The organism is Oscillibacter acetigenes, assembly GCF_025567605.1.
In the GTDB taxonomy this organism is placed as follows: domain Bacteria; phylum Bacillota; class Clostridia; order Oscillospirales; family Oscillospiraceae; genus Oscillibacter; species Oscillibacter welbionis.
This window is the reverse complement of record NZ_JAOQKG010000007.1, coordinates 165120-187148: the sequence shown is the minus strand read 5'-3', so window position 1 is coordinate 187148 and position 22029 is coordinate 165120. Positions and strand designations below refer to the sequence as shown.

At 58.9% G+C, this 22029-nt stretch carries 15 protein-coding genes; 6 read left to right on the top strand and 9 right to left on the bottom strand.

The window, feature by feature from the left end:
• Positions 1-65: 65 nt before the first annotated feature.
• The 4 genes from OCV80_RS14760 (at position 66) to OCV80_RS14745 (ending at position 5026) form a co-directional block, all read left to right on the top strand.
• The gene (locus tag OCV80_RS14760; protein ID WP_158629738.1) at positions 66-1043 is read left to right on the top strand and encodes a sugar ABC transporter substrate-binding protein; all 978 of its coding nucleotides are present in this window, start codon (positions 66-68) and stop codon (positions 1041-1043) included.
• Between the two features lie 140 nt (positions 1044-1183).
• Positions 1184-2767 (top strand): response regulator transcription factor, encoded by a 1584-nt coding sequence (locus OCV80_RS14755; protein ID WP_021750357.1) that lies wholly within the window; start codon positions 1184-1186, stop codon positions 2765-2767.
• 8 nt (positions 2768-2775) lie between these two features.
• Positions 2776-3594, top strand: coding sequence for a sensor histidine kinase (locus tag OCV80_RS14750; protein WP_021750356.1), 819 nt, complete (start codon positions 2776-2778; stop codon positions 3592-3594).
• A gap of 4 nt (positions 3595-3598) precedes the next feature.
• The gene (locus OCV80_RS14745) at positions 3599-5026 is read left to right on the top strand and encodes a sugar ABC transporter ATP-binding protein (RefSeq protein WP_025544383.1); all 1428 of its coding nucleotides are present in this window, start codon (positions 3599-3601) and stop codon (positions 5024-5026) included.
• A gap of 193 nt (positions 5027-5219) precedes the next feature.
• On the opposite strand, the gene OCV80_RS14740 is transcribed toward OCV80_RS14745, so the two are convergent.
• The 3 genes from OCV80_RS14740 to OCV80_RS14730 all read right to left on the bottom strand — a co-directional run bounded on the left by OCV80_RS14740 (position 5220) and on the right by OCV80_RS14730 (position 6776).
• Positions 5220-5498: a hypothetical protein gene (locus OCV80_RS14740; protein ID WP_021750353.1), complete on the bottom strand. Its 279-nt coding sequence runs from the start codon at positions 5496-5498 to the stop codon at positions 5220-5222.
• A gap of 18 nt (positions 5499-5516) precedes the next feature.
• Positions 5517-5786: a hypothetical protein gene (locus tag OCV80_RS14735; RefSeq protein ID WP_136891156.1), complete on the bottom strand. Its 270-nt coding sequence runs from the start codon at positions 5784-5786 to the stop codon at positions 5517-5519.
• 744 nt (positions 5787-6530) lie between these two features.
• Positions 6531-6776, bottom strand: a complete 246-nt coding sequence (locus OCV80_RS14730) for a response regulator (protein ID WP_021750350.1) — start codon at positions 6774-6776, stop codon at positions 6531-6533.
• 51 nt (positions 6777-6827) lie between these two features.
• Here OCV80_RS14730 and OCV80_RS14725 point away from each other — a divergent pair, with 51 nt between their 5' ends.
• A complete protein-coding gene (locus OCV80_RS14725) occupies positions 6828-6956 on the top strand; it encodes a hypothetical protein (RefSeq protein ID WP_256264649.1) in 129 nt (42 codons plus the stop codon).
• A gap of 65 nt (positions 6957-7021) precedes the next feature.
• On the opposite strand, the gene OCV80_RS14720 is transcribed toward OCV80_RS14725, so the two are convergent.
• Both OCV80_RS14720 and OCV80_RS14715 read right to left on the bottom strand, forming a co-directional pair.
• Positions 7022-10885 carry an S-layer homology domain-containing protein gene (locus OCV80_RS14720; protein ID WP_136891157.1) on the bottom strand — a complete coding sequence of 1288 codons (3864 nt, stop codon included), beginning with the start codon at positions 10883-10885 and terminating at the stop codon, positions 7022-7024.
• Between the two features lie 282 nt (positions 10886-11167).
• Complete coding sequence (locus tag OCV80_RS14715) at positions 11168-12439, bottom strand: site-specific integrase (RefSeq protein ID WP_119311695.1); 1272 nt, start codon at positions 12437-12439, stop codon at positions 11168-11170.
• A 254-nt stretch (positions 12440-12693) separates the two neighbouring features.
• Between OCV80_RS14715 and OCV80_RS14710 the strand changes: the two genes are divergently transcribed.
• Positions 12694-13056, top strand: coding sequence for a helix-turn-helix domain-containing protein (locus tag OCV80_RS14710; protein WP_021750345.1), 363 nt, complete (start codon positions 12694-12696; stop codon positions 13054-13056).
• 853 nt (positions 13057-13909) lie between these two features.
• Here the strand turns inward: OCV80_RS14710 and OCV80_RS14705 are convergent.
• From OCV80_RS14705 to OCV80_RS14690, 4 genes are all read right to left on the bottom strand, one after another.
• Positions 13910-14356, bottom strand: a complete 447-nt coding sequence (locus tag OCV80_RS14705) for an RsiV family protein (protein ID WP_158629740.1) — start codon at positions 14354-14356, stop codon at positions 13910-13912.
• Positions 14357-14601: 245 nt separating this feature from the next.
• On the bottom strand, positions 14602-14814 hold the full coding sequence (locus OCV80_RS14700; protein ID WP_136891159.1) for a hypothetical protein: 213 nt from the start codon (positions 14812-14814) through the stop codon (positions 14602-14604).
• A gap of 169 nt (positions 14815-14983) precedes the next feature.
• A complete protein-coding gene (locus OCV80_RS14695) occupies positions 14984-15520 on the bottom strand; it encodes an LptM family lipoprotein (protein ID WP_136891160.1) in 537 nt (178 codons plus the stop codon).
• A 266-nt stretch (positions 15521-15786) separates the two neighbouring features.
• Positions 15787-22026, bottom strand: a complete 6240-nt coding sequence (locus OCV80_RS14690) for an S-layer homology domain-containing protein (protein WP_267288531.1) — start codon at positions 22024-22026, stop codon at positions 15787-15789.
• Between the last annotated feature and the right edge of the window lie 3 nt (positions 22027-22029).

Genomic DNA, 22029 nt, shown 5'->3' with positions numbered 1-22029 from the left:
GGGCGTTCCCCGTCCTGCTCTTGATATATATCGAAATGAACCAAACATTTCAAGGAGGAAAGAACATGAAAAAGAAGAAGTTTCTGGCTCTGCTGCTGACCGGCGCCATGGCGCTGGCCGCCCTCACCGGCTGCAGCAGCGGCACCGAGACCACCGAGGAGAGCACTGGTGGGGATGCGTCCGCCGAGAGCGGAGACGGCGCCTATAAGATTGCCCTCATCCAGCAGCACCAGACCAACGCGTTCCAGATCGGCGTCACCGAGGGCGCACAGGCGAAGGCCGATGAGCTGGGTGTGGAGTTGAACATTCTGAGCGCCGATCAGGACGCTGCCAAGCAGATCAGCCAGATCGAGCAGTGCGTGTCCGAGGGCTATGACGCCATCCTGTTCGAGCCCGTGGATCCCGATGGCCTGCGCGACGCCGCTAAGGCCGCTGCCGACGCCGGCGTCATCATGATAAACATCGTATCCGCCTGCACCGACTGGGAGTCCGCCGGCATCTCTGCCGTGTCCTGCGGCGACAACGTCAAGGCCGGCGAGAATGAGATGCAGCATGTAGCGGATCTGCTGGGCGGCAAGGGCAACATCGCCATCCTGACCGGCCCCTCCTCCACCACCGACACGACCGCACGCCTGGAGGGCTATCGCAATATTCTGGCCAACTATCCGGACATGACGGAAGTGATTGCTCCCGCGGACTGCGCATGGGACACCGCCAAGGCCCAGTCCACCGTGGAGAGCTGGCTGTCTGCCTATGATCTGGACGCCATCGTCTGCCAGAACGACGGCATGGCCGTGGGCGCGGGCAACGCCGCCGGTGCCAACAGCGGCATCGTCATCACCGGCCTGGACGGCACCCCCGACGGCTATGAGGCCATCAAGGACGGCCGCATCACCGGCACCGTGGCGCAGGACGGCGGTCTGATGGCTTCCAGCGGCGTGGAAGCTGCTGTCACCCTGCTGGACGGCGGCACGCTGGAGAACAATCTCATCATCGCGGACAGCGTGTGGATTGACTCCTCCAACGTGGCGGATTACGAGTAAGCTGCCAAAAGCGACAAATTGATCCGCTGATTCTCCAAAAATTCTTGGCAAATACCGAGAAATAGCGTATAATGACAGGGAAAGGGAAAACGGGTTCGTTTTCCCTTTCCTTATCAGAATCTGCGTGGGAGGTGCTGCGGATGCTGCGGGTCGTTTTGGCCGATGACGAAAACAAGGTGATCCTGCTGATGCAGAAGCTGATCGACTGGGAGGCGCTTGGCTACGAGATCGCAGGCACCGCCAACGATGGACTGCGGGCATTGGAGCTGGTGCGGGAAAAGCAGCCGCATCTGCTGATCACGGACGTCCGGATGCCCGGCTGCGACGGCATCGAACTGATCCAGAGGGCCAAGGCCCTCCAGCCCAAGCTGCATTTCATCGTCATCAGCGGATACCGGAAATTTGAATATGCCCAGAACGCGCTGAAATACGGCGTGGAGGACTATCTGCTCAAGCCCCTCAAGCAGGAGGAGCTCACCGGCATTTTGCTGCGCCTCAAGGAGAAGATGGGGCAGGAAGCCGCGCTGGAATTCCAGCTGAAAAGGAGCGGAGAACACCAGCAGGAGCTGCTGCTGGACGCCCTGCTGGGAACGGCGGAGCGTGGCACCTCCTTTTTGAGCGCCGGGCAGGCCAACGGGGAGTATGGATTTCACTTTGGGAGCGGCACTTACGCCGCCGCAGTGATCCGGGTGGATGTGCCCGATGCGGAATCCTATCAGGACGGCTACCGGATCCTGCTGCGCCATGCGCTGGAAATCGTGCGGCGGGAGAGCGGCCTGCTGACGGAGGAGTTCGCGGCCTCGCTGGGCCATGCCGGGATCGCAGTGTTGCTGTACCTGCGGGCCTATCATGCGGTGGAAGTGACGCAGTGCTTCACCAAAATCCGCAAGGAGATCGAAAATCAGCGGGACTTGTTCTGGAATGTCCAGGCCACCGTCTGCCTGGGCAGCCGGAGGGACTCTCTGGAGCAGGTGGGGGAATCCATGCGGGAGGCGCTCTGGCTGTGCAGGGATCGGCTGTGCCGGCCGCAGTCCTGGCGGGATGCCGCGCTGGAGATGCCGGATCTGGCCCGGCGGTATCAGATGGACGCGTCCCGGAAAAAGAGCTTTCAGGTGGCGGCCGAGTGCCTGGATGAGGTGCGCTTTGTGCAGGAGCTGGAGGAGAGCTGCCGGACGGTGGAGGCGCTGCCGGACCTGAACGGGCAGATGGTGGAGGACTGGTTCCGCCAGGTTCTGGAGGCATGCCTCTACGGAATGCGCCAAAGCGGTGAAACGGAAGCGCCCCTGGAGGAGGAGATGGATAAGCGGTTCTGGCACTGCACGGACATGGCGGCAGTATACCGGCTGCTGCGGCAGGGCATCCAGGCAGAGATCCAGCGGCTGAAGGAGGCGAAAGCCCTGCGGGAGATGCGGCCGATCACAGAGGCAAAGCACTATATCCAGCAGCACTATCAGGAGGCCCTGCGGCTGGAGGATGTCAGCACCGCCGTGGGCTTCAACGCCACCTATTTTTCCACACTGTTCAAAAAAGAGACCGGGCAGAACTTCATGGACTATCTGACGGAGCTGCGCATCAGCAAAGCTAAGGAGCTGCTGTGCGGTGAGGAGCTGTCTGTGCAGGATGTGGCAGAGCAGGTGGGGTACCGGGATCTCAAATACTTTTCCAGATTGTTCAAAAAGCTTACCGGTGTGAGCCCGTCAGATTATAAGAAACTTTATAAGTAGGTGATACCATGTGGCCGTGGACGGACTGGAAACTGCGGCGGGCGCTGCGGCGCTACCGGCGGGAGCGGGACCTGGAGGCCGTTTTGCAGATGGACTGGCACCGGGATTTGGATCTGAGCGCATTTTTCACAGATGTGGAAGAGCGGCTTCACGGAGAGGAGATCACCAGACTGCGGCAGAAACAGGCGGAATATCTGGCGCTGCAAAACCAGATCAACCCCCACTTCCTCTATAACGCCCTGGAGGCCATCCGCACAGACGCCCTGCTGGCGAACTGTCCGGATATTGCCGAGACCACGGAGGCTCTGGCGACCTTTTTCCGATACACCATCTCCAATGTCCAGGAGTATGTGACCTTTTCAGATGAGCTGGACAATGCGGAAAACTACTTTACCATCCAGCGCTGCCGATTCGGTGACAAAATCTCTCTGGAACTGGAGCTGGAGAACGAGCGGCTTTTGGAAGTGCGGATGCCGAAGCTCATCCTGCAGCCTCTGGTGGAGAACGCAGTATCACATGGGCTGGAGGGCAAACTGGGCCACGGCACGGTCCGCATCATTGTGGAAAACAGCGACCGGACATTTTTCCTGCGGGTGCGGGACGACGGCGTAGGGATGCCGGACGAACAGGTGGAGCGGCTCAACGCGCAGTTCGGCGGAGTTGGGGGCGCGGATATGACCCAGCCGTGCGGAGGAATCGCCCTGCGGAATGTCAACAGCCGCATCCGGCTCATGTTCGGAGAGGACTACGGCCTGCATTTGTTCAGCGCCGCGGGCGTTGGCACGGAGTGCTGCGTGACGTTGCCGCTGCGTTTCCGGGAGGCGTAGAACCGTGAGAGAGGAATTGATCCGGGTGGAGAACGGCTGCTTCCGCAGGGAGGACGAATTCTACCGTTTTGAAATCTCCATTTCCCGGGGGGAGTGCATCGGGGTCTATGTGGACGACCATTTTACCTCCGGCACCGCATATCTGGACCTGTTCAAGGGCGGCACACACCTGGAGCGGGGACGGGCCTTTTCCTGCGGCCGTCGGGTGGGCCCGCTGGAACTGGAACGCTGGATCCTGCAAAACGCCAGGATCGTGAACTGGCACCGGTTCCATTCGCAGGAGCTGACGGTGCGGGACTTCCTGCTGGCGCTGGACCGTCCGGCCGGCTGGCCGCAGAGATGGGGCGCGGTCCGGCGCCTGCACAGTCCGGAGAGCCAGGAGATCCGGCAGCGGATGGAACTGCGTGTGCCGCTGGAGAGCCGGCTTGCCGACCTCTCCCTGCTGGATTATTACCGCCTCTGTGTATTTCGGGTGTGGTTCTGGCGGGGAGAGTTGCTGGTCCTGGACCGGATCACAGAAATCCTGCGGCGGCGGGATGTGGAAAAACTGATGGAGTGCGTACAGCTGCTGCTGCGCCAAGGGACGGCGGTATTCCTGCTGGATCTGGACGAGACATTCATGTACCGCTACTGTGACCGGATCGACGTCATCCGGGACCGCAGGACCTGCTATCGGCTTTACCCGGAGGAGTACGGGGAGCAGCTCTATGCAGTTCTGGGCTGGAAGCCCCGGGACCGCGGAGCGGAGCATACAGAGTGCCGCTGGGAAGACAAGCAGGTGCTGCGGCTGGAGGGTCTCACTTTTCCGGGAATGGCGCCGCTGACCTGCCAGATTCACAGCGGAGAGATCGCCTACTTCCGGGACGAGAACTACACGGCTGCTGCCAGACTCCGGGAGTGCTTTCTGGGCGGCAGGAACTGGCTGAGTGGGATGCTGTGGCTGAACGGGCAGGCACAGACACATGAAGAGATGACAAAGCAGATCGGCACGGAGATCGGGATTCAGACCGAACGGCCGGACCGTCCCGGCGGTGTATTGTTTGACAACCTCACCGCGCTGGACAACCTGACGACCTGCCTGCTTCCCAAGGCCGGATACCGTCTGGTTCGCCGGCGGGTCGCGGAGAATATTTTGGAGGAGGCCTCCAGATGGTTTCCCCGAGAGGATCTGCTGCGGCCTCTGCGCACTTGGTCCTTACCGGCGCGCCTCCGGTTCTCCTATTTCAAATGGTATCTGCTGAATCCGCAGCTGCTGGTCTGCTTTTTTCCCTTTTCCGGGCAGGAGACGGCGCATCATGAACTGATTATCGACCTGCTGGTTGCCTGCGCAGAACGCGGGATGGCGGTTTGGGTCATCTCCTCCAACATTGACGCGATCTGCGAAAAGACGGAAAACCAGGAATTTCTCCAGCGCCTGCGAACCATCAACTGACTTCCATGGAAAACCGGCGGCAGACTTGTGGCACAAAGACCTCCTTTTTCCTCCATCCAGCATTTTTTGCTGCAGGACGAAAGGCATCCGCAGAATTTTGCATGGCGCGGCAGTTGCCCGCCGGTGTCGGCACATGCCCGTTGGCGGTGCCCCGGCCCGCCATGCAGCGCTATTCATGGGTTTTATCCCCATTTCAGATACCCGCCGAAAAGCGTTTAGCTGCCTTGCGGCAAGCCGGACGCTTTTCTTTTTCCCCAAGCGGGTGAGAAATCGTTCCCAGAACCACCTTCCCAAAGACCAGCAGGGCGGATTGCAGCTGCCGTAATACTGCTCCCAGCACACTGCGTACACCTGCCACCCGGAAGCTGCAGGCGCCGCTCTCATAGATGGGCGCCCGCACCATCTCCCAGGGCGGAGTGACAGAGGAAAAGGTCTGGTTCTCCCTGGTGGTGGTCAGTGTGTCCGGTCCCATGGGAGCAGATCCACATTTTTATCCCTCCGCCAGTGAGATCCGGATACAATACCGCCACATGGGATGTGGGGGCCTGAAGCCCGCGTACTTTGGCGCAGTGCCCTCGTTCTTCTGGCGCCGGTTGTTGGACCAGTTCACCGCCACAGCGCCGCCCTGACGGAGCGTGATGGTCCGACCGCTCTGTGGGATCACCAGGAAGGGAGCCTGTCCCACAGCAAAGTTAAACCGGAGGGCGGTGCTCTCTGCGTCGGGAAGGCGCGCCACGGTAAGGCCATTCGCGTTTTCCACATTCTGGCCACCGTTGAGAGCCACCAGGGCAATGCCGGCACGGCCGGGAGGAGCAGCCCTGGCATACATCCCACGTCCGCGTTCTGTGCCGGTTCAGTGTGATGGTGATTGATGGATATGGAGAGCTTTGCTTTTCGCTCCGGTCTGCTCCACCTCCACATCGGCCCGCGCTCCCTGTAGTCGATGCCGGAAGGCCCCTCGTCCGTCAGGGCGTTCACCATCAGCGGCTGGATGCCGCCGGTGAAGGAGATGTCACCATTGTCCCAGGGGTCGGCCGGATTATAAAAGCTGTCCCGCTGTTTCTCTGCGATGTCCCGCTCTGTAAAGTAGGCAGCCTGGACATGGGCCAAGTATTTTTCGATGTCCAGGACCAGTTTCAGCTCCTCCGGAGTGTAGTTCCCCCATCCACGGTGATCTTCTTATCTGTAATGAGATTGCCCCGGCTGTCCACCAGTCCATGGAACTCCAGCATGCGGTTGCGCATCAATCAGCCTCCACCGCGGCGTAGGCCGGGGGCAGCAGCGCCAGCGGGAGGAGATGGGGAACGGCTGGCCTGGCTGGCCCCTCAAGTTTACACGGGCCATTCCGCCATCAATTCCATTCCGCAGAGCACGGCCGCTGCCGCGCAGCGTCAATGTCCGGGGTACTTGCCGCTGGCGCAGATCCGCCTCCGGGGCCTCGGCCAGCTCCTCCCGCTGCACTGGTTTAAAGAGATATTGAATGGGGTGGCCTGATAGCCCGCCTTCAAATATGCGTTGCTGCGGTGGTGATAAAAAAGACTCCCGCCCTCTCGTCCCAGGACCGCAGCTCCCAGGCAAACTCCATGCCGCTCTTGCCAGCCATACAGATGTCCAGACAGAACAGGTTGAACCACGCCCCCTTCCGCATCGTGGCTTCCAGATTCTCCGTGCTGGAAAAGGGCCTCCCCTCGTGCTCCACGTTCCGTCCCCGCAGGATATCCTCCTGTATGGCGCAGATTCCTCCCTGCATGGGTGCCGAAAGAGTCCGCAGCATACAGCAGGTCGATGCAGAGGAGAAATTGTGCCCGTCAAATGGGTCAAAAACAGCGTCAAATTTACCGCCACGCCAGACTACCCCAACGCCATTTACATCTGCAACACCAGCGGGCAGACCTACAGTCTGGTGACGATTCTGGAAGTGGACGAATAAAAGGGAAGCCCCCCGGAAATCCGGGGGGCTCCGCTTTGCTTGAGAAACTTTTGAAGCTATACTGCTTAGTCAGCCTGGCTGAGATTTACAGTATACTCCACAGAAGCGCCACTGCCAGCGTTCTCAACCGTGACAGTAATCACGATGGGAGTAGGCGTCAGATCGCTCACATTACCCAGCTTCGGAGTCAGCTGAGCAGCTGCCGCAGCTGCATTAGTACCCTTATCAATCCGCTCGGCAGATCCATCCGGGAAAGTAATCAGGATGGAGTTATCCTCCAGCAGATCTTCTGCCAGAACAAACAAGCCAGTGCCGCTTACATCGGTCCAATCAGATACGGTATTGTTGAGAACAATGTTCAGAGTGTCGCCGCTCCGAGTGATGGTCGCACCAGTGGGAGTACCAGGATTATAGGCATCCACAATGTCCGCGATATCTTCCTCAGTCATGTAGTTGGAAACACTCCTCACCATGATGGCCTCGGTCGCCTCGATCTCATAGGTGTCGTTGGCAGCCGCGCGGACCAGCTCACCGTTCACGGTGTAGTCGCCAGCGGTGGTGAAGGTCAGCTCCACAACCTCACCGTCGGCAATGTAGTCGCCGTCGGAAACGGTCTTGCCGTTGACCTCGGCGGACACATCGGAGGTGATCGTGCCGTCAATATCCAGCTCGTAGGCGGTGACAAACTCACGGTCCTTGTTGGTGTTGCTCACAGTCACCTTGCCGGTGCTGGGAACGGTCAGCAGACCTCTGTTGCTGCCTCCAATGAAGCCATCGGGATTCTCATTGATGTCGAAGTAGTTGCCAGCGGGAATGTTGGTCAGATTGGCGGCATCACCCTTGTCGGGATAGCTGACAACCTCGCCGTCAATGCTGATGGCCACGACCTCGATCTGAGTGAAGTTCACGCGGTACATGTCGCCGTTCTCCAGGGTGACATAGCCCATGAACTTGTTCAGGCGATCCACGGGAGCGCCCAGCAGGTCCTCGATGGCGGCCTTGATCTCGCTGTCGCTCATGGACTTCTCATAGTAGCGCAGCTCGATCCCCTTCGTAGTCGGATTCCAGGAAGCGGGCAGGAACTCACCCTCGGGAACCGTGGGATTGCTCACATCAGAGCCAGCCTTGGCTTTGTCGTTGATCACGATGCTGGTGGCCACGCCGTTATCCAGGATCGCGCTCACCTCGACCACGCCGGTGCCGAAGGTGCCCTGGGCATTCATGTCGCGCAGAGCCTTCTCCAGGCCGTTGTAGCCGGTGTAGGAGTCATCCACATCATCAAACTCGTTGCCCTTCTTGTCGGCCAGGGACAGAACCACCTTCACCTCGGGAGACACGGAGAAGCCCTTGGTGGCGTTCCGGTCGGTGTACAGGGTGCCGTTCTTGAAGGTCAGCTTCTCAACAGTGTTGGTGTCGGACAGCAGGACGGTGTCGAAGTCCTCCACGGCGTCCTCCACGTCCTCGACCTCGTCGACGAACTTGTCAGCAGCCTTGGAGAAGTCGATGGCCTCGACCTTACGGACATTGCCGTCAGCGTCATACTTGACCTCGAACCACTCGCCCTGAGCCATCTCACCCTGGTTCTTGGAGGCGTTGCCGATCCACTCCAGGGAGTCGCCGACCTCGGAGATCTCCACGAGCTCGCCGTTGACGACCACCTCGCGGGTCCAGGTCCACTCGGTCTCATCGTCGTAAGCCTCGCGGTTCACGTTGCTGCTGGTGACATAGACGTAGTTGGAGGAGGTGCCCTCGTTCTCGCCGATGGTGACAGCGGCGATCACATAGCCGTCATCATTGTAAAGGGTGTAGATCTCGGCGGCAGGAGCGATGTAGTTGCCATCCTTCTTGAGGTCCTCCATCACCAGGTTGACGTTCTTCACGCCGGTGGTGACGGACTCCACGTCGTCCACGATCTGGCGCTGATCGCCGCCAGTGGTATCCTCGACCTCAACGTTCTTCAGTTCCACGTTCAGGTAGACGGAGTCGTCGTTGCCGTAGACGTAGCTGCTGTTGTTGGCGGCCTTCAGGGACACGTGCTTCTTATCGATGGTAGCGCCATTGCTGCCCACATCCTGGGCATACTGGGCCACATCGGTGTCATCGTCGATGACGTTCTTGGAGGTGGACACGGCCACTTCCTTCAGGGTGTACACGTTGTCGTTGTTGACCGTGTAGGTGCACCAGGTGTTCAGCTGAGACAGGTTCTTGCCAGTGGTGTCGATGTCGCTCTTGGTCATGTTCACGGTGACGGTATCCATGTTGCCGTCCATGAAGATGACGTTGGCGTCAGCGTTCCGCACAGACAGGTTGCTGTTCTTGCCGTCGATGCCGGTCAGGAACACGTACTGGTCGGGATCCTCGTTCTGCTCAATGCCGATCATGTAGCCGTAGGCGTCCAGGATCACATTGTAGGTGACGTCCTTCATATTGGCGTCGTCATACTGATCCAGCACTTCCTCATCATACATGACGGTGTCAGCGTAGTCATACTGGGTACCACCGGCGGTAACATACTTCTCCAGGCGGAAGTTGGAGATGCTGGTGTCGGACAGGACCTCGGGAGCGTCCATGGTCTGGATCACGCCCTGGGCGATGGTCACCAGGAACAGGTCGTTCTCAGCCACTTCCTCGATGGCGAAGTCCTCGCCGTCCACAGAGATGGTCTGCTTCTGGGGCTTATCCTCGTCAGCGGTCTTCATGTAGACGGGCTTGCGGCTGGTGCCGTTGTTGTCCACATAGTAGACATCCAGGTCCACGTCGTCGTTCTTCTCGTCGTAGTCCTCGGCGGCCTTGGCCAGATAGGTGTTGATGATGGCCACGGTGATCTCGTCGTCCTGGGTGTCCAGGAACACCTGGGTCAGCACGCCGTTGCCGGTCCGGCCGATGGTCTCGTCGTTCTTCTTCACCATGTCGGCCTTGCCGAAGGCGGCATCACCCAGATTCTCATCCTCGCCGTCCACATAGACGAACAGGGTGTTGTCATCAATGGCGGTCTTGCCCAGCAGGTTGTACAGGTCCTCGCCGGTGACCTTGGTGGTGTACTCGGCCACCATCTTGTCGAAGTCCACATAGGTGCCGATCTCGGCCTTCTTCCAGGTCCAGGTGTGGGCCGGACGGCCGAAGTCGTCGGCGGTGTCCTTCAGAGCCAGGTCGGGCTGATACTTCTCAGCGAACTCAACCGTCCAGCCGTTCTTCACGTTGTCGGTGGCGTCGTTGATAGAAGTGGCAGCGTCGTGGATGTTGCTGGTCACGTAGGTGGGCTTGGAAGCGCCGATAGCAACAGTGGCGCCGTTGACGGTGACGTCGGTGCCCTTGTTTTCATACTCCACCAGGGTGGCTTTCAGAGCGTTGACGGCATACAGGCAGGCCTCCTCACGGGTGGCGGCACGGGTGCCAACAAAGTTCTCATTGCCCTTAGTCAGACCGGCCTCGATGGCGCGGGAGGCCACATTGACGGTCCAGTTGGTGCCGGTGAAGCCCTCGATGGCGCTGTCATAACCCAGAGCGGTCAGCAGCATTTTCAGGAAGGCAAAGCCGGTCAGCTGCGCAGAGGGCCGGAAGGTGCCATCGGCGTAGCCGTCGATCAGGCCGGACTCCACGCAGTAGGCGATGTAGCCGGCAAAGGTGGAACCCACGGGCACGTCCTTAAAGGGCGCGGCCTGGGTGCCCAGGGCCTCAGCCGTGGTCTTGCCAAGCATCATGCAGGCGATGATCTTGGCGGCAGCGCCACGGGTCAGGGTTCCCTGGGGCTGGAAAGCACCGCCGGCATAGCCGTCGATGATTCCCATTTCGGACATCACGTTGACAGCTTCCGCATAGGCTTCGCCGCTGAGGTCTTCGCTGTCTGTGAAGTCCTTGGCACCGGCGCTGACAGTGACCAGAGACATGGTCATCACCAGAGCAAGCACCAGAGAAAGGAACTTCTTCATTGGGATTTCTCCTCCTTTTGAAATTTGCGGTGGTCCGCCGCGGCCTCCGGGCCCATTCGATGCCTCCGCCGGCGCTAGCCCTGCCGGCGCATTCGCCGAAGAGTCGCATCCGCCCCGGCGTCCCCGCTGAGGCAACTCTATCCAAACTTCTCTAAAAAGTCCACAGTTTCAGCCCGTTTTTAATCCAAACGAAAACTTATGGACGCAATACGTTTTGAATTTGTTATATTTTGTAACCTTGGCGCGGAGAATAAAAGAGGCGGCGAAGCCCTTCGCCGCCCCTCATTGAATCTGCTTCTGCCCAGGCTGCTTCGCCAGATAATACCGCTTTTCAAACTGCAGCAGCTGGCCGTCCCTCACCATCCGCCGCAGGATACCTGCCGTCTTGCGCTTTCCGACGTGCAGGAGCTCCGCTACATCCTGGCAGTAGGCAAACCCCGCCTCCTGCAGATAGGCTGAGATCACCTCCCACTGCTTTTCCTCCGGCACCACTGTTCCGGGGAGATAGTATTTCTTGCCCACCTGCTCCAGCTCCCGCCGGCCAACCAGCCGGCGAAGGCGGAGATATGCCGCAGTGTCCGACAGATTCAGCAGCGCCATCACATCCCGCCGGGTGATGCTGCCATGGGCCCGGGTCCACTCCAGCAGGGTCTGGTCGTCCTCCCGCTGTCCGCCTGCCGCCCGGATGTCCCGGAGCGTGATATTTTCCAGACCTCCCCGGATCAGCGCCGTCTGCACCACCTTGGACAGCCGGGCCAAATCCATAGGCCGCCGGGACTGGGGGGAGAGCAGCACATGGGGATCCTCCCCAGGGGAGCGGACCTTCTGCACTTTTTCCAGCAGCCGCCGCACGGCATTGGTCAGCAGCATGTCCCGCTCCGGCAGATGCAGCAGCCCCCGCTCTAAATCCACCTGGTCCCAGGTGAGATTCACCAGCTCCTTGCCCTGCACGCCCATTTGCCAGCTCATCCACAGAGCAATGCCCGCGGCGGAGCTGTCCTCCTTTTGAAGGACCTGCCACAGACGGAATTCATCGAATTGCTGCCCTGCCTGTGTTGAACGCTTTTTGTGCGGGGTGTCTCCGGCAAAGCAGGCTTGGAAGGTGGAGACCGACAGACCGCTGACCCGGACGGCATAGGGCCAGTCGTGCTGCTCCAGCTGGCGGAAAAAGTAGTCCCGCCGCAGATCTTTCAATTGGAGCTGAGGCAGGCCTCCCGCAGTCAGGGCATTTCTGGCAATGCGGGAGACGGACTCCGGCCGCAGAGGTTCCCGGAACTTATCGGAGATCACCACATAAGGAGACACCGCGCCGCCATTTTCGAAGCGGGCAGCGAGGCATCCGGCAGTCTCTTCCTCCAGCGGGACCGTCCGGTCCTCCAGAAACAGACTCCTCTCCTGGAAATCCACTTGGGCCCATTTCAGGGCGACGATCTCCTCCCGGCTGAGCCCCTGAAGCCAGGCCAGGCGGAGGATGAGCCCCGGCAGGTCCTCCGGATGCTGGTGCAGGAGCTGGCGCATATTCTGTTCATCCGGCTGGCGGAACTCGTTTCGCATAATGCCTCTCTTGGCGGGCGGCGGCAAAAGGTTATCCTTATGTAACAAATCAGAAGAATGATTTGGATTTCCGGATAACGCAAACGCTGCCCTCTCCCAGCCAATGGCTGGAAAAGGGCAGCTACCTTTTATCATCCTTCACCGCTTCCGCAAAAACTAAGTATATTACACTTAGAATTATAAGCATAACATTTCGTTTAAGTCAAGCATTATTATGCGTAAACTGATGATATTATATTGAGGAGTATATCATCATGCAGGGAAAGAAGCCGCTGAACATCGCAATCGGAAGACGGATCCAGCAGTCCCGGGAGCAAGCTGGGCTGACGCAGGAGGAACTGGCAGAGCGGATTGACCGTTCCACGCAGTTCATCTCCACAATCGAGCGGGGGTTGGCCGGCCCCTCTCTGGAAACTGTGATTCATCTTTGTGAAGTTCTTGGAACCTCCACAGAGTGGATCCTGCGGGGCAGGGCCCTCCTTCCGGACTCCAATCTGCTGGCAGCCTCCGTTATGGAAAAGCTCTCCGGGCTCTCCCCTGCCCAGCTGCTTCTGGTTGACCGAATGACCAGCGATCTAATCAAATTGCTGCAAATGAAGGAGAGCGGTGACGAATGAGCTCCTCTCCCTCCAATATGGAGGAATTGATAGACGCATCGCCTTCCCCGCAGCACCGCTGCATGAAGTTCACAGGCCGGCTGCAAAGTCTATGGCCGTTGGCCTGTCAAGATAAGACCGGGAGCCATTCTCCGGTGTTATGCCCCCCGGAGATCATCAGTCCGGAAGTATATCCCATCGGCCAGCCGCTCTTTACAAACGCTTCCTTACACAGAATGCTGAAACATAGAATTCCTTAGAACAAGAAACGCTCAGATGGGTGCATAGAAGCAGCTCCTCCAGCTTACAGCGTGATCCGTACAGCAAAAGCCAGCACCGGACAGGAAATATCTTGCCCGGTGCTGGCTTTTGTGCTTCTTTACTATCTCTGCTTGAGGTGGGTCTGTCAGAACCATGTTGTCTGTCCGCAGCAGCTCTGCCCGGCTTTTTCAGGGCCTTTCGCCCGGGTCTTCACCAGAGTGCTCTTATCGGATGCCCGTTCCCATTTCTGGTACATATCTGATGGTATGCCATCTCTCACATCAGCCATCTGCTCATGTCCGCCATTATTCACGCTCCGCCTTGCTATGCGGCTGAAGAGCCGTGGGATGCTTTGCCTCAGAATACGCCCTGCTCCATCATGGCCTCAGCCACCCGCTTGAAGCCGGCGATGTTGGCGCCTGCCACCAGGGTGCGCCGGAGTGTAAACCGGCGCCTTTTGATCTTGTGCCCACTCTGGCTGGAGTCTGCAAAAGTATTCCTGCTCTGATGGCGGCAATGCAGCCCCCCCTTTCAGGACGGCAGTTCTTTTCTGCCCAGAAATAATGAAACAGGCCGTCGGCTGCAGCCGGCGGCCTGTTTTCAGTTTCTCCGGTTATTGATACAGCTTCGGGATCCGAAAGCTCTGCTCGCCATTTGCCTCATCCGTCACGGTTCCGGCCGGGAAGTAAATCACCGGATTTCCCTCCTCGTCCACCTCGAACTTCGTGGTCCCGCCGATGGTCACATAGTCGCTCAACGGCGTGTTGTCCTCAATCGGGAAGTAGCGGACCTCCGGGTCCTTGTCCATGCGGTTGGCCATCTGCATCGTGATCGTCTCCGTCAGGTAATTCACATAGTCCTCTCCCAGGAGCTCCTCCAGCGTGACGTCCTCCTGCTGGGCAGACGGTTCTTCCGTCTCCGGCGCAGCCGCCGATTCCTGCGGCGGAGTCTCCGGATCCGTCCCCTCACTCTCCGCGGCAGACGCGCCGCAGGCAGTGAGAAGCAGCATACAGAGCAGCAGTGTGAGGAGCGTGGAAATCTGCATCCGATTCTTTTTCATGATGAATTCCTCCATTCCATATTCATCCGCAGCACCCGTCCGGGCGCCTGTTCCCTTTTGATACCGATACCATAAGCCCTGTTTCCGGCAAAGCAGCCGCAAAAAGGCATCATTGTTGCATCATTTCCCTTCTGCGGCACGGGAGGCCGGTTCCTTCCCGGAGAGGTCCCACACAAATCCCATCAGCTCCACACTGACGCGCCCGCTGCGGCCCTCCACCTTCCATCTGGGGCCGGGCCGTACTGTCAGATCTCCAGCCTGAGACCTCTGCGGAAGGCCTGTCCAAGCGCTTCCGCCGTGCCCAGGGAACCCCTTGCCGAGCGGAGTGTGGAGTCGATCCACACCGGCAGCCCCGTGCCCTTGTCCACCATCATCCAATGGTCATCCCGGTGCTCCGGGCCGCCCCGCAAATACAGCATACCGGCGGCCAGACTGCCGTCGGCCTGGATATACACCACGCCGCCTCCGCCTAGGCCTTGCTATGCTCCTCCGTCTGTTCCAGCAGTTGGGTGGCGGAATAGACGTCCAGCTCCGGATACCGGATGGTCCTGCCCAGCAGCTCCAGCTTTTCCGGCAGCGACGCCTCCCCCGCCGCCAGCCGCCTTTTGTCCCCTGCGGAAGAGCAGGTCAGTAATTTATTCCCACAATGGCCAGTCTGCCATCGACAACACTGAACACCACATTGGGCCTGCCGCTGGCGGACAGGGCAAATCCTGCCTTGCTGGGGGCCAGCCCCCCGGGGTCCGCCCCGGCGATCTCAGAGACCAGCTCTTCTGAGAAGATCCGGTCCGCTTCCAGTGCGATCAGGTCCTCCCGGGACTCCACAGATTCCCCTCCATCGGAAAAGCCGATGTACAGCGGATACGACGCCAGGTCCGCCAGCGCCTCCAGATTCTTTTCCGCCACTGCGGCCTGGATCTGCTCTGCAAATGCTGTAACAGCCTCCGTATCTATGGAAAAATTATCTGTATACTGGGGCGCTTCCGTATCCGCACCGTCCTCCTCAGGGGTCCGGCCCCCATCTTCTCCAGCGGTCTCCTCCGCGGGCTGCTCCGCCTGCGGAGAGCTGCCCCCCTCCGGCGAGGTACTGCCGCTCTGGCCGCAGCCTGCGAGGGACAGGCACAGGAGCCCTGTTAATGCCAAGAAAATGAGCTTCTTCTGCATCGTTTATGATCCTTTCCTCAAGATGTTTGCCGGCGTCATCCTCTGTGGGACTCCGGCTGTCTTATAAGACGCCCCAAAGGGCAAAAAAGTTTTGGCGGCCGCTTTTCCTCTTCCACCTCCGGAGGATCACGCCTCCGGAATGTCGCCGGCGCGACCGCTGGCCACGAAGAGTCCCGATGCGCCATCGGAGGCCGTCAAAAGGCCGTGGGAGAGGCAAATGCCTCTCCCACGGCCTTTGGGGAATCAAATTCTGCCAGAGTACGCGCTTACTTGGTCACCTCGCCGCCGGGGGCAGAGTGAGCCGTAGACCAGGCGTGCTCCAGAGCCGCCCAGTCGCGCTGTTCCAGCTTCTCCGTCCACTTCTCGACCTTGTCACCGCTGACGGTCACCCAGGTGTAGTCGTGGCTGTTGGTCGCCTCCTGCATGTCGGCATAGAACCAGTCCTCCGGATTGTTGTCGGGCCAGGTGATCATCTCGTCCTCGTCCAGCAGCCGATCCTCATCCGGGCTGCGGCCCAGGGCGCGGTTCACGATCACGCAGGCCTGTGCCCGGGTGATGTTGGTGTTGGGGCGGAAGGTCCCGTCATTAAAGCCCTCGATCAGGCCCACGCGGGCTGCCGCCTCTACGTACTCGGTGTACCAGGCGTTAATATCCACATCGGTGAAGTATCCCTGGTAGTCCTCCCGGGTGGTCTCGAAAAAGCCCACCGCGATCTTGGCAAATTGGGCGCGGGTGATCTTGGCATAGGGCCGGAAGGTCCCGTCCGAGAACCCGTCGATGATGCCCATGTTGGTCAGGGTGGAGATGGCGTTGTTGCACCACAGGTCGGAGCTGCAGTCCGTGTAGTCGTTGACCTGGCTCCAGTACTCCTCCCGGGTGTCGTCCGTCAGCAGGCGGAAGAAGATGGTGGCCACTTCGCCCCGGGTGATGGTGCCGTAGGGCTGCAGCGTGCCGTCGGAGTAGCCGATGATATAGGAGTAATGGTCCTCCGTGTTCAGGGTGGGCCGGCTGCCGCCTCCACCGCCGCCTCCGGTGCTGCCGCCGCCCCCGCTGCTCTCCTTCTCGTACACCAGCACGAAGGGAGAGAAGCTGCCGGCAGTGAAGACCAGATGGTCGCCGTCGCGGGTAGCTTGGATCTTTTCCACAGTATGCGCGGTACCAGCCAAGTCGCCTGTGTCGCTGGCGCTCTCACGGTCCATGCCGGTATAGTGTACCAGGTAGAACGCGCCGTCCTCGTCGGCGTCGGCGGGCATGGGCCAGTAGATGGTCAGCGCCTGCTGGTTGCCCAGGGTTACCACGGTGTTGCCGTTCTGGGTGTCCACCAGGTCCAGATAGGCCATCTCGTACTGGGGGGCGGATAGCGTGTTGTCCGTGGCCGCGACTTTTGCAAGGGCGTCAGCGCCCATGGCGGCGTCGAACGCGTCGCTGTTGGAGACGCTGTCCACTAGCAGCTGCACGCGGCCGGGATCCACCTGGACCTCACTGTCATTGACATAATAGGTCACATTGCCGTTGTCAACGGCAGTGATCTGGTTCGCGTCCACAGTGTCGGCGCTGGTCACGATCTCGTTGGTGGAAGTGCCCTCGTCTGTGACGCTCTTGACCAAGAGATGGCCGGTACCGATATCAACGCTGCAGACGAGCGTATCACCGCCGGCGGAGAACACCGCCTGAATCTCGCTCTGGTTCAGACCGCCGTCGTAGATGGTCATCTCATAGTTGGCAGAAACAACGCCCTCTTCCATTCGGATGTTGTCGGTAGTGATGATGTTGCCGTCATCTGTGAACTGGAGCCGGACCTTGACGCCTTCATTTTCACCCTCGATTTGGTTCGGGCTCAGGCTATATACATAGCGGCTCACGTTGCCGGTTGCATCTCTCGAGTAGACGCCCTGGTCCATCAGATCCCAGCGGCGGATCGCCGCACCAGTCTCCTGGTCATAATAGTAGAAGCTCAGGTAGTCCGCCAGGTTTGCAGCCTGCGTCAGGTCCACGCCATGGCTGGTGAGCCACGCTTCCACAGAGTCGGGCAGATCGATGTGATAACCCGGCTCCGGCAGGCCCTGTTCCGTGCTGCCGACAAAATCGCCCGCATCGTCCAGCACACCGCTGTATCCGGTTCCGCCGGTGTAGATCACAATGTCCGCCGGCGTGATGGTGATGGCATAGGGCTTCACCTCCACGGGGTCCGCCGGGACCTCCACCGGGGGATCCTCCGGATGTTCCGTGTCCGTGACTACCACGGTGTTCACGATCTTCTGGTTCACATCGTCCAGTGAGGTCTGATAGCTGGCGTACAGCGTTGCATAGGTCCAGCCTTCGACAATAACCGGATTGGTGACCGTATTGCCCTCCTCATCTGTCAGCGTCACACCTTCCAACTTGTCAGTCACATCCAGGGTCAACGTCTCATCCGTCATGCTGGCAATGGTGATGGTCCAAGTGATGGGATCGCCCACGGTGACAGAGGTCTGATCCGGCTCTTTGATCACCATAAAACGGCCGTCTCCGGGATCGGGCTCGGGCTCTTCGGGAGTCGCCTGGAAATCCCAGCGCCCGTACAAAGTGGTGTCGGCATCGATGGCAGAAATCGTTCCGCCGTAAGGGACACCGACTTTGTCATACCAGCCGATAAAATACCAGGTCCCCTGCTCGTCTGAAACCTGCAATTCACTGGGCGGCTGAATGGTGTAATTGCTGCCGGCAGCCAGTGTTTCCGTTTCAGGCAGTTCCACGCCCTCCGGGTGATCGCCGGCCCACGCATAGGTAACCGTGACCTGGGTCGGCACGACCCCTGCGGGGTGGAAGGTCACAACAAAGAGATCCCAATCCTCTACCGGGTCTCCGATCTTCGGAGCATCACAGTCCTCATAGTTGCAGGTCCAGCTGGGATCCCCATAGCCTGTATCAGGTGTTGCCTCCAAGATATCGCCTTCGGCCAGGCGATACTTGCCATCTGCATTAACCTCCACGATTGCCGTGTAGGTGGTCTGCTCATTGCTGAACGTGCCGTTTTCCGCAAGGAAAATCACCGAGATGGTATTCCCCGGCTCCTCTCCAGCTTTCTGGAACTTCGCTGTGAAGGTGGTGTCCTCGTCGTAGGGCAAGCCTGCCAGGGACTTCATTCCCGCGTTCGTGTCAGTTCTATGATAGTAGTCATCGGTCCACTCCACGAACTCACAGCCCTCTTCTGCTGTCGCCACAGCTCCCGTCGGAGAGGCCATGCCGGTCGTCTGGTCTCTGGTGACGACTTCTTTCTCCAGGCTTACAAAGCCCATAGCGTGATCGGCACTGACATAGGTGAAGACAATCTGGTCCTTGTCGGGGGTCCCGTCGGGTTCGTCGTCGGGACCCAGCTCGTCGATGTCATAGTAGACGTCGATGGAGTTATGGCCTGCTTGGAGAGTCTCACCGTCTACAATCTCGACATCGTTCAGTTCCGCCCGGTCAAAGATGTATGTGCTACCGTTATAAGACGTACGGTCAGTGTTATACAGCCCGCTGACCGGCGTGCCTGCCGTGGACGGCCTATCCTTGGGATCGGTCTCTGTTTCTTCATTCCCATCTCGGTCCACATAATGGTACACGACAGTGTATGTGCACTCGTCGGGCGTCACCGTGCCGTCGGTGGTTGCGGTGAAGACAACGTTGTGCTCAGGCATGTAGAACAGGCCTTCAATAATGTCGCTTTCCTGAAGGTCATTTGTAGTCCATTCAGTAGCGTCTTCTGCCTGCTTCTTGATTACAACGGTTTCCCCGTAGGTGTAGGACTCTGGTTCAGCGTAGAGAGTCCCGTCCAGATAATAGGTTACGGTAAATTCCCGTTCTGTGCGCGTATACTCCGCTCTATACGTAATGTCCCCGGTTACAGTATCCGCTATTTCAGGAGACCATCCGGTAAACTCATACGAATAAAGTTCGCTGGGTTCTTTAGTCGGATCCTCAATTCTCGGTGTCTTATCGCCGTAAGCCAGCCCGGGAAATACGGTCTGGGGACTTGTTGTTGTGCCGCCATTCAAGTCGTAAGTCACCGTATAGCTGTTGAGCTGAGAGAAGCTGCCCTCGATCACAACAGCATGATCGGGCATTGTAAATGAACCTCCACTCAGCGCAACATCTTCAGAATACCAGCCGCTGAAGCGGTAATCTGTGACATCCGGCATCTTTGCCAGTTCCACAGTCTCACCGTACTTGCAGGTCTGTTCACCCGGCACTTCCGGCGCACCCGCAGGGACTGTACCTTCATACTCATACGTCACTGTGTACTCGTTCCGGTCGTAGTACAGCTTCAGCACCAGCGTGCCGTCCTCGGCGATGATACCGGAGGAATTCGAACGGCTTTCATTATAAGTGAAGCCTTCGTATTCCTTGATTTCAGCAGTGGCAGTATCTCCGACAGTACCAGAGGGTGTCAATGTATCAGCTGCAACGATCGAGTAGTTATCATCTTTCAAATTCTGCTGATAGTACTCTACCCGATAGCTGGCCGTGGAGGACTTCCACTGGGCGTACAGGGTCACATCGGTGTTTTTGATAGTGATGGCACTCCCCGCCGCATAAGGCGTTCCGGCGCCGTTCTTCTCGGTGTTCCACCCGGTAAACTCATACCCCGGCCGGGTGAACATGTTTTGGAGCACCATGGCCTCGCCGCCGGTGATGTAGTACTTGGGGTCCGTGACCGTACCGTCGGCATCATCGGCGTTGGCAACATACAACACCTGATACGTCTCCACCGGCGCTTCGGGGGACTCCGTCAGCTCCAGAGACTGATTCGGCTTCTCATCCACCATGTAGCCGCTCAGACCGGCCTTGTGTTCGCCCGTGTCATTTGTCACATAGGTATCGGCGTCGCTCCAGCTGCCGTTTACATCGGGCTGGATGGGGAACGTCAGGACCAGCTTGCCGCCGGACCAAGTGACGTTGCCGTTCTCAGTAGTCTTCGTCACCGCATGGTCTGTATAGTCAAAGCCCTCCACAGTGATGGTCTTGCTGTCGGCATTTACCACAGGGGTAACGCCATCAAGCGTCTGCAGAGAATCCCAGGTATATTTGCCGTATTGGTCCTGCCCAGTGACCTTCGCATACTGGACCGTCACCGCATCGGAACTGCCTGTCAGCCCCTCCGGGAAGGTGAAGAAGTCCGACAGCGTGTCGGACAGCACCGTGTTCGCGCCGGCCGCCACCTTGGAGGTGCTCACGTTATCGGCGATGGTGCTGAAAGCGTTTTCCAGCTCCTCGGCATCGTCCGCCGCGAAGTAGTAGTTGCCTTCCGTCACGCGGGTGCCAAGATTGCAAAAATTCCAGCTTGCTTGTCCGAACCGATTTGTTGCCGTGGCATTGGGATAGTTGGAAGACACACCGTTCATGTACTTGTTGAAGTTGTCCCGTATATCATCGGGATCCGCATCCTCAAACATACCGATGGTGTACACGGTCACGCCGTTGTTTTTCAAATCGTGGGCCAGATTGACAGCGGTTGCTGCGACATCGTCATCAAAGTCGTTGCCGTGGTTGGGCTCACCATCGGTAAAGACCACCACGACCTGCTTGGCGTCCTGCCGGGCGCCGGTCAGCGTCGGATCCTCGACCCACCACTCGCCGCCGTCGTGTCTCCACTGTCCGTCCAGGACGTCCTGCGCAAGGGTCAGGCCGTAGTCTACGCTGGTGGCGCCGGCGGGCTCCAGCGCTTCGATTGCGCCGGTCAGCTGCTGAACGCCCGCCGCATCGACGGTGGTAAAGTCCTTGACGATCTGTGTATAGTTGTAGGCATAATAGTCGTCTTGGCGGTCGTTTCCGACGCTGTCCGCGTAGGAGTCATCCGCAAACTTGACAATGCTGATTCGGTGGGTCACGTCATTGTCTGCACCCGCCGCGTTTTCGGCCACTTGATCAATGAAGCCGTTTACAGCGCTCTGCATGGCCTCCATCTTGGAAGTCGTTATCTCTTGGCGCGTGTAAAGAGTACCTGTCCAAAGGTTGGCATTCTGGTTCCTGCTGGTAGTACCGAGCTGATTCCAGTCCCGGTAAACCCCGCTGCCGGTATAATACCCGATGGAATATTGCCGGTTCCCCCAAGAACCATCACTTTCAGCTTCCACTTCGTAGTAGTTGCCGTCATCATCGCGGAAATAATACGTCGTCCACCGAGACCCGTTGATGTCGCTATACGACCATCTCTGTTCATCAGTGGGGGTATATTCCCACGTGCTCTCTCCCAGGTCATCATCCATCGACCCGGAGACATCCAGCACCAGCACAATATCCAGCGGTGTGGTCTTGCTTCCCTTGGTCACCTCGTTGGTGACATAGGCCTCCAGGGTCAGGGAATAATTTCCGTCCTCATCATAGTTGACCGTCTTGTCCACCACGACGCCGTCGTTGCTCTCTGTGTGGACCCGGTCGCTCCCGTTGCCGCCGCCAGGGTCTTCTGCCGCCAAGGCAGCAGTGGGAACCATTGTCAGCATCATACAGAGGACCAGAAATGCTGACAAGATCCGTTTCTTCATCAC

Excerpts from the sequence above, each read along its gene's own strand:
- OCV80_RS14760 (WP_158629738.1), top strand. The coding sequence starts at position 66 with ATGAAAAAGAAGAAGTTTCTGGCTCTGCTGCTGACCGGCGCCATGGCG.
- OCV80_RS14755 (WP_021750357.1), top strand. The coding sequence starts at position 1,184 with ATGCTGCGGGTCGTTTTGGCCGATGACGAAAACAAGGTGATCCTGCTG.
- OCV80_RS14750 (WP_021750356.1), top strand. The coding sequence starts at position 2,776 with ATGTGGCCGTGGACGGACTGGAAACTGCGGCGGGCGCTGCGGCGCTAC.
- OCV80_RS14740 (WP_021750353.1), bottom strand. The coding sequence starts at position 5,498 with ATGGGACCGGACACACTGACCACCACCAGGGAGAACCAGACCTTTTCC.
- OCV80_RS14730 (WP_021750350.1), bottom strand. The coding sequence starts at position 6,776 with ATGCAGGGAGGAATCTGCGCCATACAGGAGGATATCCTGCGGGGACGG.
- OCV80_RS14720 (WP_136891157.1), bottom strand. The coding sequence starts at position 10,885 with ATGAAGAAGTTCCTTTCTCTGGTGCTTGCTCTGGTGATGACCATGTCT.
- OCV80_RS14715 (WP_119311695.1), bottom strand. The coding sequence starts at position 12,439 with ATGCGAAACGAGTTCCGCCAGCCGGATGAACAGAATATGCGCCAGCTC.
- OCV80_RS14710 (WP_021750345.1), top strand. The coding sequence starts at position 12,694 with ATGCAGGGAAAGAAGCCGCTGAACATCGCAATCGGAAGACGGATCCAG.
- OCV80_RS14705 (WP_158629740.1), bottom strand. The coding sequence starts at position 14,356 with ATGAAAAAGAATCGGATGCAGATTTCCACGCTCCTCACACTGCTGCTC.
- OCV80_RS14695 (WP_136891160.1), bottom strand. The coding sequence starts at position 15,520 with ATGCAGAAGAAGCTCATTTTCTTGGCATTAACAGGGCTCCTGTGCCTG.
- OCV80_RS14690 (WP_267288531.1), bottom strand. The coding sequence starts at position 22,026 with ATGAAGAAACGGATCTTGTCAGCATTTCTGGTCCTCTGTATGATGCTG.